18 protein-coding genes are annotated in these 17,256 nt (G+C 59.1%); 14 read left to right on the plus strand and 4 right to left on the minus strand.

Going from position 1 to position 17,256, the window contains the following annotated elements; translation table 11 throughout:
- Positions 1 to 318: 318 nt before the first annotated feature.
- A complete protein-coding gene (locus GO988_RS14665) occupies positions 319 to 513 on the plus strand; it encodes a dihydrofolate reductase family protein (protein ID WP_157567338.1) in 195 nt (64 codons plus the stop codon).
- Positions 514 to 538: 25 nt separating this feature from the next.
- Entirely contained in the window at positions 539 to 961 is a 423-nt protein-coding gene (locus tag GO988_RS14670; RefSeq protein WP_157566729.1) for a VOC family protein, read from the plus strand.
- 801 nt (positions 962 to 1,762) lie between these two features.
- On the opposite strand, the gene GO988_RS14675 is transcribed toward GO988_RS14670, so the two are convergent.
- Positions 1,763 to 2,176 (minus strand): hypothetical protein, encoded by a 414-nt coding sequence (locus GO988_RS14675; RefSeq protein WP_157566731.1) that lies wholly within the window; start codon positions 2,174 to 2,176, stop codon positions 1,763 to 1,765.
- Positions 2,177 to 2,952: 776 nt separating this feature from the next.
- Positions 2,953 to 3,927: a pepsin/retropepsin-like aspartic protease family protein gene (locus GO988_RS14680; protein WP_198172767.1), complete on the minus strand. Its 975-nt coding sequence runs from the start codon at positions 3,925 to 3,927 to the stop codon at positions 2,953 to 2,955.
- A gap of 968 nt (positions 3,928 to 4,895) precedes the next feature.
- On the opposite strand from GO988_RS14680, the gene GO988_RS14685 reads away from it, so the two are divergent.
- The 3 genes from GO988_RS14685 (at position 4,896) to GO988_RS14695 (ending at position 7,067) form a co-directional block, all read left to right on the plus strand.
- Positions 4,896 to 5,339, plus strand: coding sequence for a GNAT family N-acetyltransferase (locus GO988_RS14685; protein WP_157566735.1), 444 nt, complete (start codon positions 4,896 to 4,898; stop codon positions 5,337 to 5,339).
- A gap of 254 nt (positions 5,340 to 5,593) precedes the next feature.
- Positions 5,594 to 6,010 (plus strand): hypothetical protein, encoded by a 417-nt coding sequence (locus GO988_RS14690; RefSeq protein ID WP_157566737.1) that lies wholly within the window; start codon positions 5,594 to 5,596, stop codon positions 6,008 to 6,010.
- Position 6,011: 1 nt separating this feature from the next.
- On the plus strand, positions 6,012 to 7,067 hold the full coding sequence (locus GO988_RS14695) for a serine hydrolase domain-containing protein (protein WP_198172768.1): 1,056 nt from the start codon (positions 6,012 to 6,014) through the stop codon (positions 7,065 to 7,067).
- Between the two features lie 448 nt (positions 7,068 to 7,515).
- On the opposite strand, the gene GO988_RS14700 is transcribed toward GO988_RS14695, so the two are convergent.
- Positions 7,516 to 7,725 (minus strand): hypothetical protein, encoded by a 210-nt coding sequence (locus tag GO988_RS14700; RefSeq protein ID WP_198172770.1) that lies wholly within the window; start codon positions 7,723 to 7,725, stop codon positions 7,516 to 7,518.
- A 109-nt stretch (positions 7,726 to 7,834) separates the two neighbouring features.
- Here GO988_RS14700 and GO988_RS14705 point away from each other — a divergent pair, with 109 nt between their 5' ends.
- From GO988_RS14705 to GO988_RS14715, 3 genes are all read left to right on the plus strand, one after another.
- A complete protein-coding gene (locus GO988_RS14705; RefSeq protein ID WP_157566741.1) occupies positions 7,835 to 9,025 on the plus strand; it encodes a helix-turn-helix domain-containing protein in 1,191 nt (396 codons plus the stop codon).
- A 77-nt stretch (positions 9,026 to 9,102) separates the two neighbouring features.
- Positions 9,103 to 9,675, plus strand: coding sequence for a hypothetical protein (locus GO988_RS14710; RefSeq protein ID WP_157566743.1), 573 nt, complete (start codon positions 9,103 to 9,105; stop codon positions 9,673 to 9,675).
- A gap of 60 nt (positions 9,676 to 9,735) precedes the next feature.
- Entirely contained in the window at positions 9,736 to 10,302 is a 567-nt protein-coding gene (locus GO988_RS14715; RefSeq protein WP_157566745.1) for a YceI family protein, read from the plus strand.
- A 13-nt stretch (positions 10,303 to 10,315) separates the two neighbouring features.
- On the opposite strand, the gene GO988_RS24770 is transcribed toward GO988_RS14715, so the two are convergent.
- Positions 10,316 to 10,495, minus strand: a complete 180-nt coding sequence (locus tag GO988_RS24770) for a hypothetical protein (RefSeq protein ID WP_394351224.1) — start codon at positions 10,493 to 10,495, stop codon at positions 10,316 to 10,318.
- Positions 10,496 to 10,746: 251 nt separating this feature from the next.
- Here GO988_RS24770 and GO988_RS14720 point away from each other — a divergent pair, with 251 nt between their 5' ends.
- The 6 genes from GO988_RS14720 (at position 10,747) to GO988_RS14745 (ending at position 17,127) form a co-directional block, all read left to right on the plus strand.
- The gene (locus GO988_RS14720; protein WP_198172772.1) at positions 10,747 to 11,334 is read left to right on the plus strand and encodes a TetR/AcrR family transcriptional regulator; all 588 of its coding nucleotides are present in this window, start codon (positions 10,747 to 10,749) and stop codon (positions 11,332 to 11,334) included.
- Between the two features lie 475 nt (positions 11,335 to 11,809).
- Positions 11,810 to 13,372 carry a DHA2 family efflux MFS transporter permease subunit gene (locus GO988_RS14725; RefSeq protein WP_157566749.1) on the plus strand — a complete coding sequence of 521 codons (1,563 nt, stop codon included), beginning with the start codon at positions 11,810 to 11,812 and terminating at the stop codon, positions 13,370 to 13,372.
- Positions 13,373 to 13,408: 36 nt separating this feature from the next.
- Positions 13,409 to 14,662 (plus strand): beta-ketoacyl-ACP synthase II, encoded by a 1,254-nt coding sequence (gene fabF / locus GO988_RS14730; RefSeq protein WP_157566751.1) that lies wholly within the window; start codon positions 13,409 to 13,411, stop codon positions 14,660 to 14,662.
- 91 nt (positions 14,663 to 14,753) lie between these two features.
- Entirely contained in the window at positions 14,754 to 15,491 is a 738-nt protein-coding gene (locus GO988_RS14735) for an SDR family oxidoreductase (RefSeq protein WP_157566753.1), read from the plus strand.
- A 226-nt stretch (positions 15,492 to 15,717) separates the two neighbouring features.
- Positions 15,718 to 16,191, plus strand: a complete 474-nt coding sequence (locus GO988_RS14740) for a Crp/Fnr family transcriptional regulator (RefSeq protein ID WP_157566755.1) — start codon at positions 15,718 to 15,720, stop codon at positions 16,189 to 16,191.
- Positions 16,192 to 16,434: 243 nt separating this feature from the next.
- The gene (locus tag GO988_RS14745; protein WP_157566757.1) at positions 16,435 to 17,127 is read left to right on the plus strand and encodes an alpha/beta fold hydrolase; all 693 of its coding nucleotides are present in this window, start codon (positions 16,435 to 16,437) and stop codon (positions 17,125 to 17,127) included.
- Positions 17,128 to 17,256 lie beyond the last annotated feature (129 nt).

A 17,256-nucleotide genomic window follows, 5' to 3' on the forward strand; every position in this document is an offset into this window, starting at 1 on the left:
GCAGCCCATCCAGGTTTGTCGGTGCAGCCATTTGCGTGAGTCAGCAGCTATATCCTCTCACCTACTGGCACGCGCACGGCAACTTCTTGGTAGGTATCAAGTTTCGCCCGGCTGCCTTTCACTGCGCTTTCGGGGTAGGGGGGGCGGGGCGGCCCGCCACGCTAGTGCCGGCGGATGCTCCACCGGCCGGTGTGGGCCAGGTCGAAGAGCTTTGCACACGGGTGCCTCACCGGCGACGGTTCAGCGGGAGTTGGATGCGTTGATTCGGCAAGCAATAGCCACTCCCCGTGATGCTCGGTTGGCAGTGGTGCATCAAGCCTGCCGCCCGTATTATCTAACCAGGGGTTGGTAGACGAAGTAGTGCTGATGGTCTACCCCGTGTTGCTAGGCCGGGGCACCCGCTTCTTTTCCGACCAGGTCGCTCCGTGCGCACTTGCGTTCGTCAATTCCCAAGTGACGTCCACAGGTGTGCTCCTCACTACGTATCAGTCCGTAGGAACGCTGCGGCTCTAAAGATGTGCATTGAATCAGACCCCCTATGCTACATTGTACTCCCTTCCTTCTATTTGACGGTAATTGTGCGGAGGCGATGACGTTCTACCACCAGTGTCTGGGCGGCGAACTCACCCTCACAAAATTGGGCGACACCCCTATGAAAGACCAATTCCCGGTCGAAAAACATGGCCGCATCATCAATGCGCGCCTGACCAGCGGGCTGATTGACCTGTCCGCAACCGACTGGATGGCTGCGCCCAACGTGGAGCCCCGCCCCGGCAATACGGTAAGCCTGTTTATCGTGGGGCAAACGTATGCCGAAGTGAAAGCCGTTTTTGAACAGCTGGCCGAGGGAGCGGACCCCGACCCGTGCACGCTTCTACATCCAATGCCCTTTGGTAGTTATGGCCAATTTACTGATAGGTATGGGGTTGCGTGGGTATTTAAAAGCGATAACCCAGCATAATAATACCTCAAAGACGCAAGGTTGGCGCCCGTTAGCACGGGCTGCTTGACAAGGGCCTCGCCCGCGAGGAAAAAGCGGTGAAGCGGGTTGTCATTCAGAACACGAATGACTGCAAGGTCTAAGCCCCAGAAACGGTCAGCCGGTGCTTAAGGAAACTGGACACCAACCGCACAGATAAGCGCTACGACAGGCAAAAAGCTTTCTGCAGTGCAGCTCTCTCCCTACTACGAAAGGCAATGGCATTGACCCTTTCAGCTACGATACCTAGGCTGCGGATGAGGTTCCTAATTCGTCCGAGGTATTCAAGCCTTAGGAAGTCTTGCGCCAATTTGCCAAAGATGCCGTTCAGAATGACGCGGAGGCCTACGAGCGGGCGGCCCCTTGGCACGGGCTCACAAGCCATATGCTACAATCCCCGCTAAAGAGGCAGGTAAAATTGGTTCTGGTGGGCACCTGCTCACGAGAAAACAGCTGCCTGCCAAGGTCTCAGTTGCGCCAAGTACTGCAACGTCCACGGCCGAATATGGAAGAGTTTTTACCTGCCTTAATAGCTGGCGTAGCAGGCATAATAAATTAGGCTACCACACTAATTGGCTTTATCTGCAAATTTGATTAGTTGCGCGTGCCGGGGCTTTCGATAGGCGTTGGAAGAGGGCCTGCATAGCAACCTCTTCCCTTCGATTAGTTGCAGGAAATACCCATCGCCACATATCAATAGGTCCGTAATGCCTTATACCGCATTGGCCTACCTACCGCGCCTGCTAAAATTTTAGCATGGACGGTTGCTCCGCTCGTTTTGCATTAAGATGGAATGCGGCACTGCCGGAGCCAGTTCTGCGCATCTTCGAGATTTTGAAAAATTTGCAACTCGAACGGCACAGAACTGGGCATACGGGCGGGAATAATATCGGAATGCCGGTCGGCTTGCTGCACGTGGGCCACATAGCGCAGGCCCAGGCGGCTGGCCTGGGGCACCCACACCTCGGCCAGCCAGTCGAGGCTGTCAAACCAAGGGCCTCGCAGCTGAGAGTTATCGTTGAGCAGTAACGGACTAGGCATCTGGGCGGCGTGGTGCAAGTACGCCTGGGCCCCGCGCATCGCCTCGGCTGGGTCGACGTAGCCCCGCCAGGTAGCCCGCAGCCAGTTGTTTTCTGCCTCGTAGCTCAGGGCACACGTGCTGTGGTCCCGTGGATCAGTATTGATATTTAATAGCATTGAGCGATAGAAGGGTACTATAAAAGTGGCGCTCAATCTCTGCGCCCTGAATGGACAAAGGTCGTACTATTTGCGGACACTACTCCGAAAAGTAAGCAAGACTATACTTTTACCATCGGCAAGGCCTAGTCAATTGATTAAGCAGCTGGCCCGATAACGCGCGGCTTCCGATTGAGTAAAGTGCGTTAGTAGGGTAGCTGCCTCGTGGGCACTCGCTACCGCTGTCTCCGAGAACACAAGCCCAAAGTGATGCGTTGTACCTTGGTACGAGGGCGGAAAGGAGGCCGCGTAGAGGACTACTGGATGGGGTAACTTAGTAAGCGGGTCCAGGCCCATAGTATAAACGGCCCCTACTTCGCCATCCTCAAATTGAAAACGCTTGGCGAAAGAGTTTGGAAAGGAGGAGGTGAGCACCTGGGTTAGAAAGTCGGCGCGTGAAGAATTAGCTACATGCATAGGGCACGCGAAAATTGCTTGGAAGTACAAAGGTCGCTTACCTTTTTACTATATAGACCGTGAACCACTACTTAATTGGCAGGGTTGAATACGGATTTGTGCAATAAGGCGAGGAATTAGTTGCCTAGGAGTGCAAAATAGATACGGAAAGCAGTGATTTTCTGAAGTAGCATTTTATAACTGACACCCATCAAAAAGCCCCGACCATAAGGACGAGGCTTTTGATGATTCTGGTTTCTTTCTCGGCTTTGCCAGCGGCCGGTGAAAGCGAATATAGAAAAAAGTTTTTTACTACTGAAGTAACCGCCTATCCGGGTTAGTTAGGGCGCAGCTTTGGCCGGCACAGAAGGCGTCAGGGAATAAAACTGCTGGCGGCCGTAGTGAAAGCTAATGACTTTATGTTGAATAAAGAAGGGGTAGCCCAGGATGCCCTGATAGCCCAGCGCGCGGCCACTCACGGGCTGGGAGAGGGGGAAAACGACCACCGGCAGGTTTTGCCAGGTAGTGCTCCCCAGCAATAGGGTGGGTAGGGTCCCTTGGTGGGCGAGCTGCTGGTGGTTGTCGCTTCCCGCAATTGGCTCGCGCCGGCCGCTCGTGGGTTGGTCGGCCGGGGCGAGCGTTTGGCAGAACGCGGTGTCGAGGTTGCTGGCGGCCGCGCCCGTATCCAACATCAACTGCACCGGCACCTGGCCTATCGAACCCGTCGCCACGGGCGCGCCCCGTACCAGCGTGAACGCTAGCGAATCTTGGCGCACGAACGGGCGCCGAGTGGGCTGAGCTACGTTAAGGGAATACCAGCTCACGCGCCGATGGGGGTAATCAATGACTATTTCATACTCACGCAATAAGCCGTAGCCAATGAGGCCCAGGAGCCGCGGCCCCACGTAGCGGCGGATGGCTGCCAGGGAAAAAGCCTGGGCAATAAAGCCTGAGTAGTGAGCGGCGCCGACCTGAAAGTTGGTGACGGGCAACTCTTGCACGGCCACCGTGCCCGTCGCCCCGTGCCCCACGGCATGCGAGCTACTGGGCTGTAACTGGTCCATAAAGGCCGTGCTTTCTACGGCTAGGGCGGTGGTATTACCGGTGTCCAGCAGAAAATCGCCCTGTTGCCCATTGAGGGTAAGATTACGCAGCACAATCAGCCCACCTACTAAATCGAAGGGTAGGGTAAAAGAGGCGGTGGTATCCACGCGCTGCGGCTGGGGAGCAGCAGAGGCCACGCGCTGGGCGCGACTCGGAAAAGAAGCCGTCAGGACTAAGCTGCCCAGTAGGCTGATAAAAGAAGGAATGCGCAAAAACAAGGGGGGCAGAGTAGGGCCCGAAGGTAGAAGCCGATTCATAAACCAAAAGCACTACCGCTTGGTGCCGACTAACTACAACGATAGGGCTGCATGCGCAGCGACTCAAGATGGTTTCTGCTTCTCTTTTGCAAAAATAAATTACCTATTTATTTGGCTCGCTACCCTGGTCTGCGTCACGCGGCTTGCTGTTCCTTGTGCCAAGCCTGACCCTACCTCGGCTGCTAGGGCCCCACGCGGGATGATAACCTAGCTCTGGGCAACCGGAGCGGTGCGGTGGCTAGTACAGAATTACCTGCTCGTTAAAGACCAGTACACGCTCTGCTACAACCGCGACCAGGGAGGGTAAGCCAAATTGGGTAAGCTGGCGTTTAGTGTCTGAGAAGGTAGGGTAGGGCAGCACGGTAAGACGACTTCCAGGTCGATACTTTATTGCCTGGTAGCTGGTACTAGGTGGAACCCAGTGCCTAGGGTACGGCTTTGACCGCGGGCAGCATCGCCCCAGCGCCGGCCGTACGGGTTCGACTGTCTATAACTCGGCCACGTTCCATATCCACTATGATGCTCCAGGCCCCGAACAATAACCGGCAGACTTGGCGAAACTGGAAGAGTACACGCGGGCTTATCAATGCGGGCGGCAAGGTGACCTGCCGGCGCGCTGTTGGAAAGTGATTGTCGTGTTGCCAACCGGTAGCAGTGATGTGAGTCGCATCACCAGCAATACCTGCGTGACTGCCGGCCGTGAGCCCAACGATAAGGCTGTAAGCTCCAGTTGGGGTACCTACCGCACGAGTGTGGACGCAATTGAGAACGCATTGGAACTGGACTGGCTCTCGGCGTTGCCACTGAGTGTACAGAATATGGAGAAGCGAATACGAATACGGGGCCTACCAGCTGAAGAAGTGTGCGCGGCACTACTTACCTTATAATTAGTAGCGCAAGGCAGCACATATTATCTTAGGGATATGGAAAAGAAGCAGCTGCCACTGCTGATTGTAGCGCAAACCGCGGAGCATATCCCTGCCTTACGACACCTCTATTTAGAGGCGCGGAAAAAAGCCTTTACATGGCTGCCTCCAGAGCGGTTTCAGTTACAGGACTTCGATGTGGTAACTGCCCAAGAACAGGTAGGGGTAGCCCTGCAAGCCAATACGCCTGTGGGCTTTATTTCGTGGTGGCCACCTGACAACTTCATTCATTCGCTGTTCGTCAATCCGGCTTTGGTGAGGCATGGAATAGGCCAAGCGCTCTTACAATATTGCTTACAGCGAATCGGTCGGCCCACGACGCTCAAATGTCTACAAACTAATACGCCAGCTCTTCGATTTTACGCAGCGCAAGGCTGGCGGATAGTAGGCAGTGGCGAAGCGGAAGACGGCGCTTTTCTGCTACTTGCTTACGGCCATTGAGTATGGGCATTAAGTTACTCGAATTAGTTGCATACGTCCTTATCAAGGGCTTTTATTAGCTTGCGGGCGAAAAACTAAGGCTGCTGGGCGACTTGCTAGCCGTGGTGAATTGACCACTCACCCGAGCCTAAGTGCCCTTGCGAGGGCGCGCGTTTCTGCAACCCAAATGGCACTAGCCGGCCTAATTCAGCAGCAGTGGCGACGTCCGTCCCACAGGGCTTCTTGCTGACCGAAAAAACCATTTTCTTCTTGGCATGAAGCGTTTGCGCTTCGCCTGTGGGCTCCTCTTGTTGCCCCTGTTACTGCTAGAACAGAACGGTCACCAGAGTACATCATTTACCGTCAGCGAATCAGAAACCACGTATATATTACTAGCTACCTGCGATGCCGCGCCGCCCGCTCAACTCCAGTATCTGAATGACCAATTACACCCCGTGCCCGCGCTGCTGGCTACTCAGCGCCTGCCTACGCACCTGTGGCTGCGCAACCAAACTGACCTGCTTGTTCAAGCAGCGCCGGGCGACCTATGTTTAACCATCAATAAAGAAACCAACTCGGCGGCCGCTGTCGAACGCATCCAGCAGCTGGTACCAGCGCTTAAGCGTTTAGCTTTGGCTATTAGTAGGGGCCGACGCTTGCTGGCTACGATACTCTATGCAGCCACATATTAGCATGCTAGCTCTCTTACTGCTCTGCTCCGTCGCCCGGGGGCAGGCTAGCAGTGCCTACGCCGACAGCGTACGACAGGCGTACCATATCCCGGAGCTAGCCTACGCGGTAGTATCGGCCGATGCAGTGCTCGAATGCCAGGTGCTCGGCATCCAGCGCCAGCACTCCGACCTGCGCGCCAAGCCGACTGACCGGTTCCACCTAGGCTCGAATACCAAAGCCATCACCGCCTTAGTGGCAGCACAACTGGTTGAGCAGGGGAAGCTAACCTGGACTACACCTTTTCTGAGCTTGTTCCCAGAACTGAAAGCTGCCAGCCGGCGGTGTTACTGGCGCATCACGCTGCAGGACTTGCTGACTTTTCGCGGTAAGTTACCGGCCTACACCTACTCATTTGCCCAACCTACCCAGGCACGCATAATCGGCGACAACGCTACCCAGCGCTGGCGACTGGCCCAATACTTTTTGGCCCAGCCGCCCCAGTCGCCTCGCGACGGGCTTACCCCCTCCAATGCCGATTATATCCTGGCAGGGCTGATGCTGGAGAAAGCCACTGGCAAAACCTACAAAGCGCTAGTGACAGACTGGGGCACGGCCCACGGCATCGCCTTCGGATTTGATTATCCTAACCTGACGGATGTGCAGCAGCCGTGGGGACACAGTCCGGCGGGCATCCCGCTACCCCCCGCCGACAACTACAAGCTGAACTGGCTGTTGAGCGCCGGCAACCTAAACGTTACGCTGCCGGACTATGTGAAATTTGTGCAGCTCCAGCTCCGAGGATTAAAAGGGCAAACTGCGGAATTACCGCAGCCCGTATGCGAGCAGTTGCTGTTCGGGTGGCCCACGTTTGCCTTCGGCTGGTTCAACAAAACCGACCAAGAAACCCAGCACCACGTAGCCTACAACGAAGGAAATGCCGGAGCCTTTCTCACCCAAGTGCAGCTTATCCGGGAAGCCGACCGGGCATACATTCTGTTTACCAACTCAGCCGCACCCGAAACGGCGGCGGGCCTCGCTGTTCTGCAAGCCCACCTGCAGGCCAAATACGGCCGCTGATAGGTAGCCTCATTCACTGAGTCAGTGCCGAAGCAAAAACAGCTTCTAGCCGGCTTACTGCACATACATAGCGTTGTTGGTGCCCATAGGCCATCCAAAAATGGTCAATATTCTGCGTAAAGACCTGGTGGGAAAAGGGCCTCTAGGTAGCAGCAGCTACTGGTAAGTAAGTATACTTTTCAGGGTATGGGTCAGTAGTAGCATTATTTGCGCTTGTGCCAGGCCGCATATTTTCCCCGCACTACCACTACCGCGTTGCCAGTCTTTGGTGCCTTGACAATTAGCTTCAACGACGGACCATCGGCGGCGTCACCGGGCTAGGCTGCTTGCAGAAAGGCATTTTGCGCGCATTGTGCGCCGCAACGTTGGTCACTACCTGCCTTAGCGCTAGCTTCTGGGGCTAGCAGCAAGCTTTCCTACCCGCTGCGGTGGTGCTACTCGGCTTTCACTACCGCGTCGAAAATGGCTTGCAGCTCTTACAGAGGGCCAAGGCCGCGCCGGGATTCACTTCCCCGAGGAAGTCACTGGCGTAGGGCCCAGCCTGGTAACACTGCGAGAAAGTGGCGGCCAGCTTGTCCGACGGGTTGACGCGGCTACTGAGCGAGTCGGCGATGGTATAGCCGCCCTCCTGGCTGGGCTGCCACGTTTGCAAAGCCACTAAAATTTTACCTTCGCAAGTGGAGGAGTAGGAGCAAGGCACCTGCCCGCTGCGGTTGCGGAAACGCCTTGGTCAGGCAGTTCCTTGTTGCCCTCCGATTTTTTGGATTATGCAACTTGCCCTTACCCCCGTCGTCGTACTGCTGTTGGCCGTGGTCGCCCAGGCGTTACTAGCCGCGGGCCTGCTGTGGTGGGCCCGCCACAATCAGCTGCCAAACCGCTTGCTAGCCCTGCTGATGCTGGCTATTGCCCTGTGGCTGCTCGATGGTTTTTTTCGAGTATCCGGACTTTACCGGCAGGCCCCAGGCCTGTATTTCTCGCCCATTTATTACTCGCTGGCCTTTGGGCCGTTGCTGTACTTCTACGTGCGGGGCCTTGTGGAGGAGGATTTCCAGTGGAGCTGGCGGCATTACGGATGGCATTTCGTGCCGGTACTGGCGCAGGCGGCGTTGTACTGGTGCCTGCGCTTTCAACCCTACGACACCCGTAACTGGTTTTGGGTGCACGTGCACCGGCCCTACACGTACCGGGTTGAGTTCATCGGCACCTGGCTTTCGCTTACGTTCTATCTCTTCTTGAGCCTGCGGCGGCTGCGCCACTACCGGCGGTGGCTGGCCGACAACTTTTCGGAAATCTCGGCCCTGCGCTTACGGTGGCTGCGCTGGCTGCTGCTGCTAGCCATCGTCAGCGCCCAGTGGCTGGGCGAGGTCGTGCTACGCGAATTCTTCGGTCGCTATTACGACTATGACTATTCCACCGAGCTGCTCGGCATAGTCGTCTTTCTCATCGGTATCGTTGGGCTGCGGCAGGCCGACCGGGTGGCCGTACGGGCTACCGAAGCCGACTTAACCACATCCACAGGTGAGCCCCGCGCACGACTGGTGGCTCTCCCACTCGACCAACCGGCAGAAGTAGCCGCCACGCCGGAGCTTGCCCCCATTGTCGCTCCTCGCCCCGCCACCCCGGTCGATGTGGCGGTGGCCGAGCGCATTCGGCGGGCCCTTGAAGACGACCGCCTCTTCCTGAACCCCACGCTCACGCTGGCCGAGCTGGCGGCCCACACCGGCCTGGCCCCCAAGCTGATTTCATTTACCATTAATGCCGGGCTGGGGCAGTCGTTCAACGACGTGGTAAACGGCCTGCGGGTGGCCGAAGTGCAGCGTCGCCTGGCCGCGCCCGATGCCCGGCGCTACACCCTACTCGGTATCGCCTTCGAAAGCGGGTTTAATTCCAAAACCACGTTCAACCGGATTTTCAAGCAGTTAACTGGGGTAGCCCCCCGCGACTACGAAGCCAAGTAGTCCCACATCCGGATGTGGGACGGCCCATTGCGTGAGATGGGGCGTTTGAGCAGGGGAGAGGCCGGCACCTTTGGGCCATGCTTTATCTCACCTCCTACCCCCTGAAAACTCTGCTGCTACCGCTGGCCCTGCTGGCGGCTCCGGCCCAACCGCGCCCCGCAGCTGCCCAGGCCAGCCCTGCCCCGCTGGCCTCCCCGCCGCCCGCCTGGCCCGACCGCTCCCGCCTGCTGCCGGCCAAGCTGCGGGGCGTGCCTACCGGCCTCTCGCTTTTCTACACGCCCGGCCTCGTGCGGCCCGTGCCCGACGCCACTCAACCTGGCACCTACGTCTGGAAGCACCAAACCAGCGTGCGCGCGGAGGTGGCCGACCTGCGCATACTAGCATGTGGGAGCTTCATTTGGTACGACTCGACGGGCTGGCACGCCAACCTACACGAGACGCCGGCCGAGTTTGCGCAGCTCTTCAACTGCCCGGGTGGTCGGCTACGCAAAGGCCATACCTATACGTTTCGGCGCAACTACCGCTTTGCCCGCGCCGGCCAGCTCTACGGCGGCGATGCCCTGTGGTATGTGCTGGCGAAGGATGCCCGCGGCCGCCTCTACAAAGGCTGGGCCGTGGTAGAAACCGAAGCTGGCCCGGCTAGCCGCTAGATGCCTGGCATCCACACTGCCTCTTAACTACTACATTTTTCCACTTAACCTTTTCGCCTCATGAAAGTGCTATTAGGTAGTCTCCTGGTGTTGCTTTTAGGCGCGACCGCTCAGCAGCCCGTCGCCCTCACCTACACCCTAAACCCCGCCGGCAGCCGCTTGGTCTGGACGGGCTATGCCGAGGCCGGCAGCTATGCCCCTAGCGGCACCTTGCGGCTGGCACCGGGCGGCACGCTGGTCGCCACCTCCGCCACCGACCTGCGCGCCGCCCGCGTACTCGTCGACGTGCGCACCCTCGCCCACGACAATCCCACACTGCAAAACCACCTGCGCGGCGCGGACTTTTTCGACGTGACCCACTTTCCGACTGCCCTCTTTGAACTCGACCGGGTAGCTGGCGGCCAGGCGCAAGGACACCTTACGCTCAAGGGCCAGACGCGCGCGGTGCAGGTACCTGTTACTATCACACCCATCGGCCCCGACAGCCTCCTGCTACAAGGCACGATGCGCCTCGACCGCACCCAATTCGGCATTAATTATAACTCCAGCAGCTTCTTTCAAAACCTAGGCTCTTATGCCATCCGCAATGACTTTCAACTCACTTTTCACCTGAAAGCGGGCCGTTGAGACTTAGCCTTCTCTACCTCAATTGCCGGATTTCTCCAGCTTTCACGCACTGGCTGCGCCCATCGGTGGAGTAGGGGGCCTGCATTACCCAACCGGCCTGCTGCAAGGGCTTGAGGTTGCGGGTGAGGGTAGTGCGGTCTGCTAATAGCTTATGCGCTAGCCTATTGATGGGCGTAGCACCGAGCGCCGACAACTGGCCGAAAATGGAATACTAGTTCAGCGTTAGTTGAAAGGGAGCCAAATGGCGGTCATGCAATTGCGTGACCTGCCGGGCAGCCGGGCCTGGCGCAGCGAGTAGCAGTGACGATGGGCCAGCGATTCAACTTTCGTAGCACCTTTTGCTTTCTAGCCCGGTCTCATCGGCAAGCGGGGTGTGAATTTGCAGAATAGTTGAACGATGAGTCAAGAATGCGCGTATATTTGTCCGCTCAACCACCCGCCGTTATGGCCCGCCCCGCCAAATATCCCCGCGAAACGATGCTCGAACGTGCCATGGACCTGTTCTGGACCAAGGGCTACGAGGCTACATCGGTGCAGGACCTGCTCGACGGCCTCGACATTCACCGGGGCACGCTCTACGACTCGTTCGGCGACAAGCACGGGCTCTATATGGAAGTGCTGGCGCATTACCGCAACACCATCGGCAAGCGGCTGCTGGCCATATTGGCGCAGCCCGGCTCGAAGAAAGCTATTATCCACCAAGTATTTGACTTGCTGACTGGCACCCTGGCCACGGCCGAAGGCCAGCGCGGCTGCCTGCTTACCAATGCCACCATGGAGCTGAGCCTCTCCGATGCGGCCGTGGCCACGGCCGTGGAAACTTCCCAACTCAACCTCACCACTGCCTTCCAACAAACCCTAACCGAGGCCCAGCTAGCTGGGGAAATCCCTGTGCGAACGCCAGCAGAAGTGCAGGCGCTGGCGCAGTACTTGGTTACTAACATTCAGGGCCTGCGGGTGCAGGCGCGGACGAACTGCAACCTGTCGGCGCTGCGGCAGATTACGAAAATTGTGCTTTCGGTATTGGATTAATTTTTTGCCTGTTTTTTGACCGATTGGTCAAATTGATTTTCCTCTTCGCTCTCTCAGCCGACATCTACTATGAAAAGAAGCCTGATAACCAGGGCCAGTGAGAGCGTTGGCCTAGCAGTGACTGAGCTGTTGGCAGCCGACGGGGTAGGGCTTACGCTGGTAGCCCGCAATGCCGACAAGCTGGCAGCTGTCCAGCGGACGCTGCCGGGCACGGGGCACCATGTTCTAGCTGCCGATTTCGCAACGACAGCAGCTGTGGAGTTTGTAGCGGAGCATTCAAGTTGGGTAACGCGCCTGCTAGATACGGGCCCAACTGCTGCCCCGGCGCATGGGCCAGGATGGCCTAATTCCGTAGTCGCTGCGAGGTCAATTACTGAATAACTGCTTGGTATTCAATAATCCTGTGGAATAGCACAAGCTGGAGGCGCGACTTTTTATTTCACCTTATACCACTCGGTATACCCACGTTTTCTGTATGAGCTCCCTCCGCCTTTTCCTGCTGTGCGCCACCGTCATTGCGGCGGCCGTGATGGAGCTCATTGACACGAGCATCGTCAACGTTGCCCTCTCGCACATGAGCGGCAACCTAGGCGCGACGCTGGCCGACACGTCGTGGGTCATCACCTCCTACGCCATTGCCAACATCATTATCATCCCGATTACCAGCTTCTTGGCGGCACGGTTTGGGCGGCGGCGCTACTTTATCGGCTCCATTATCTTGTTCACGATGGCCTCGGCGCTATGCGGCACGGCGGGCAATATCTGGACGCTAGTGGCCTTTCGCTTTGTACAAGGGCTGGGCGGTGGGGCGTTGCTCTCGACTTCGCAGACTATTGTGTTTGAAGCCTTTCCGCCGGCTAAGCGGGGCATTGCGGCGGCGCTCTTTGGCATTGGCGTATTCACGGGGCCAACCATTGGGCCAACGCTGGGCGGCTATATCCTGGATGTGACAAGCTGGCACTGGATATTCCTGGTCAATATCCCCATTGGCATCGTGGTAACGGTGCTCTCGGTGTGGCTGGTGGCCGAGCCGGTGGCCACCAGCAGCCGCGCCAGCTTGCGCATGGATTGGGTCGGGCTGTTATTCCTCGTGATGGGGGTAGGGGCCCTGCAAGTGGTGCTGGAGCGCGGGCAGGAAGAAGATTGGTTTGCAACCACCTACATCGTGCAGCTAAGCGCGGTGGCCGTTATTGGCATCGTGGGCTTTATCTGGTGGGAGTTGACCACGGAGTTTCCTATCGTGAATTTGCGGGTTCTCAAAAGCCGGTCGCTGGCCGTGGCGGCGGTCCTCACCTTTGTGACGGGTATGGGCTTGTTTACGTCGGTGTACCTCACGCCGGTTTTTGCTCAGCGGCTGCTGCATTTTCCGGTGCTCGACACCGGGCTGCTGCTGGTGCCAGGGGCGCTGGTGGCCATTTTCGTGCTCATTCTCACGGCCCGCGCCTTGCAGGGTGGGGTGCCGATTCCAGTCATTATCACGCTGGGGTTTCTGATTTTTTTCGCCTTCAGCTGGCGTATGTCCTTGCTGACGGGCGCGGCGGGTAAGGGCGATTTTTACTTGCCCTTGATTTTGCGGGGGGTAGGGATTGCCCTGCTCACGGTGCCGCTCACGGCGCTGGCCGTGTCGGGCCTGGCACTCAAGGATATTGCCCAGGGCGCGGCCCTCAACAATATGATGCGCCAGCTCGGCGGCTCCTTTGGCATTGCGATGGTCAATACCTACCTAGCCACGCAGTTTGCCGTGCACCGCCAAGCCCTGGTGACGCACCTCTCGGCCACCGACCTGAACGTGACTGCACGCCTGGCCGCTACCACGCAGCTGGTGGCCGCCCGCCTGGGCCAAGCGCCCCTCAATGCCGTGCAACGGGCTTGCCAGCTGCTCGATAGCACGGTGAACCAGCAGGCCAGTATCCAGAGCTACAACGACGCTTTTCTGCTGGTGGGCGGGTGCTTTCTGGCGGCCATGCCCTTGCTGCTGCTCGTGGCCCGGCGCAAACCAGGCGCGGCCCCGGTCACCGTCAGCCTCTCTGACCACTGAGCTAGTCGCGCTTTTATTTCTCTAAATCACGTGTTTATGCCTGACTTAAAACGAGTGGTCATCACGGGCGTGGGGGCGCTCACGCCTATCGGCAACGACGCCGCTAGCTTCGGCCGTGCCCTGATGGCGGGGGTGAACGGGGTCGGCCCCATTACCCGCTTCAACGCCGCTAAGTTCAAAACCCGCTTCGCCTGCGAGGTCAAAAACTTTGACCCGCTCGCTTTCCTCGACCGCGCCGAAGCCCGCAAGTACGACGCCTTTACGCAGTACGGGCTGGTGGCGGCCGAAGAAGCCATCCGGCACGCGCAGCTCGACTTCGACCAGCTGAACCGCAACCGCATCGGCGTGGTGTGGGGCTCGGGCGTGGGCGGCCTGCAAACCTTGCAGGAGCAGATTTCCGAGTTTGCCACTGGCGATGGCACGCCGCGCTTCAACCCGTTTTTTACCTCCAAAATAATCATTGATATTGCGGCCGGGCTCATTTCCATCAAGCATGGGCTGCGGGGGCTGAACTACGCCACCGTGTCGGCCTGCGCTACGTCCACTACGGCGCTCATTGCCGCCTTCAACCACCTGCGCTGGGGCCAGGCCGATGTGCTGATTGCCGGTGGCTCGGAGGCGACCGTGAACGCGACGGGCATCGGCAGCTACAACGCTTCGCGGGCCCTTTCGACCCGCAACGACGACTACGCCACGGCCTCGCGCCCCTTCGACGTGGCCCGCGACGGCTTCGTGGTGGGCGAGGGGGCCGGGGCCCTGATTTTGGAGGAATATGAACACGCCCGGCGGCGCGGCGCGCCCATCTTGGCCGAAATAGTGGGCGGCGGCATGGCGGCCGATGCCTACCACCTCATCGGCACGCACCCTCAGGGCGAGGGCGCTTACCTCAGCATGCAGGCTGCCTTGGACGATGCTGGCCTGCACGCCGCCCAAATCGATTACCTCAACGCGCACGCCACCTCCACCGGCCTGGGCGATGCCAGCGAGGCCAAGGCTATCGGGCGGGTATTTGGGCCGGCACCCAGCTTGCACGTGAGCGCGACCAAGAGCATGACCGGGCACCTGCTGGGGGCGGCCGGGGCCATCGAGGCCATTGCCTGCGTGCATGCCGTGCAGCACGATGTCATTCCGCCTATCATCAACACGACCACGCTGGACCCGGACTTTGTAGGCCGCTTTCCGCTGGCGCTGGGCCAGCCCGTGTACCGGCCCGTGACCTACGCCATGAGCAATTCCTTCGGCTTCGGCGGCCACACGGCTACGCTGATTATGCGCAAGTACGAGGGCTAGCAAATAGCCACATGCCTCATTAACCCATTATTAGTTAGCCCTAAGCGTTTTGCCTGGGGAAATTTTTACCCATTTACCCAAACCAACTCCCATGAACATTTCCCATAAAACCATCCTCATTACTGGTGGTGGCTCCGGCATTGGCCTGGCCATTGCCCAACTCCTGAGCGAGCACGGCAACCGCCTTATCCTGACGGGCCGCAACCAGGCCAAGCTGGACCGGGCCGCCGCGCAGGTGCCCAATGCCACGGCCATTGCCTGCGATATCACCAACGCCGCCGATGTCACGCGCCTGGTAGACCGGGTGCAAACAGAGTTCGGCGACCTCAGCGTGTTGATTAACAACGCGGGCCAAGGCTCGGCCTACCAGCTAGGGGCCAACGCCAATGCCTTTGCCATTGCGGAGGCAGAAATGACCACCAACTACCTAGCCATTGTGCGCCTCACGGAGTTGCTACTGCCGATGCTCGGCCAGCAGCCCGAGGCGGCTATCGTGAACGTTAGCTCTATCGTGGCCTTTGCTCCGCAGGTTAAAATACCGACCTACTCGGCCAGTAAGGCGGCTCTGCACTCTTACACCCAGGCTCTGCGCCACTCGCTGGCCAAAACCACGGCCATCCGGGTGTTTGAGCTGATGCCGCCGCTGGTGGACACCGAGCTGACGCAGGAAATTGGGGGCGCGAACGGGATTCCGCCCCAGCAGGTGGCTACCGAGCTGCTGGCGGGCCTTGAGCAGGATACCAACGAAATCCTAGTCGGCCAGACGGCGCAGTTCTACGACTACCACCGCGCCTCGCCGGCCGAGGCCTTCGCGATGCTTAATCAATAAGCCACGATGGACACGCCCAGCGTAATCGTACTGGCGGTGCAGCCCGCAGTACCTGGCCGCAGTGAAGATCCTAGTGGCTGCCACGGCCCGCCTATGCCCAGCATTTGGCGGCACACTTGGCTTCACATCACTTAAAGCGTCATAGCGGCCTGGATCTAACGCTAGGGATGTCGGAAGTTGCCTGGTCAGTTAACTAACCTTGCCATTCCTGCTTGGTTACCGAGCTATGGATACTACCCTGCTGGCTAACGTGGCCCGGTACCTGACCCTGACCCCTGATGAACAAGCGTACGTGACGAGCCTGCTCGTGCCCGCCCACGTTCCCCGCTTCGGCTACGTGCTGCAGGCCGGGCAGCCTACCCGCTCGCTCACCTTTATTACGCGGGGCTGCGTGCGCACGTATGCCACCGATGGCCAGGGCAAGGAAACCGTACTCAGCTTTGCCTGGGAAGGCTGGTGGTATGGCGACGCGGCCAGCGCGGTGGCGGGTAGCCCGGCTACGCTCACCCTGCAAGCGCTGGAAGCGACCGATGTGCTGCACCTAAGTATGGAGCGCCTGGAGCAGCTGTGCGCCCGTATCCCGGCCTTCGAGCGCTTTTTTCGGTTATTGTTTCAGAACGCCTTTCTGCTGGAGCAGCGGCAGCGCCTAGCCTTGCTGCACTGGCCCGCCGCCGAGCGCTACGCCCGCTTTTGCCGCTAGTACCCGCGGCTACGTCAGCGGGTCGCCCAGAAGTACATCGCTTCCTACCTGGGCATGACGCCCGAGTTTTTGAGTGCGCTGCGCACCCGGCAGGGATAGGGCGCATTTCTTAAGCTAGCTTAAGATTTTGGGTCGATGAAGAAGCGTGCTTTGTGAGCGGGTAGGGCAGCCTACCTGCCTATCCCGTTGGCGCCTGGTGTGGGCCAACCATTCTGCGTCATTCCTTGACTTTTCTCTTTTACGATGACTCCTCTGGTCCTCGTTCCGGGCCTGCTCTGCACGGCCGAACTCTTTGCCCCTCAAGTAGCCGCTTTGTGGCCGTATGGCTCCATTACGGTTGCCTCCACCTTGGAAGGCGAAACGATGGCGGAAATCGCGGCCGCCATTCTTGCTACCGCGCCCCCGCGTTTTGCGTTGGCTGGCCTCTCAATGGGGGGCTATATATGCTTCGAAATCATGCGCCAAGCCCCGGAGCGCGTAAGCAAGCTGGCGCTGCTCGACACCTCGGCCCGCCCCGATGCCCCACAGCAGGTAGCTCAGCGGCACGCGCTGCTAGAACAGGCCCGGCAAGGCGACTTTGCGGCCGTTGCGGCGCGGGGCCTAACGGCGGTGCTGCACCCGGCGCACCAACAGGATGCCGCGTTGCGGGCCATCCACGAACGCATGGGCCAGGCGGTGGGCCTGGCTGGCCTGGCGCGGGAGCTGGCCGCCGTCATCGGCCGCCCCGACAGCCGGCCGGACTTGGCCGCCATTACGGTACCCACGCTGGTCGTGGTGGGGGCCGACGATGCCGTGACCCCGCCTGACCAAGCCGAAGAACTAGCCGCCGCTATTGCGGGGGCCCGCCTGGTGGTCGTCCCCGAGTGCGGGCACAGTACCACGCTAGAGCAGCCCGCGGCCGTGAATCAGGCCTTGGTAGACTGGCTGCGGGCCTAAAGCGACCGGCCCAAGAACGCAATCAGTTTGCCCCTGATTAGGCCCCTTCGCTGCCTCGGCCAGGGGCAAAAGGCCGTTTGACTGCCTAAAAAGGCCGCTTAGGTGGGGAGCCTGGTAGCGCGCTTGGGG

Origin of the sequence: Hymenobacter ginkgonis, assembly GCF_009755225.1 — a bacterium.
GTDB classification, from domain to species: Bacteria; Bacteroidota; Bacteroidia; order Cytophagales; family Hymenobacteraceae; genus Hymenobacter; species Hymenobacter ginkgonis.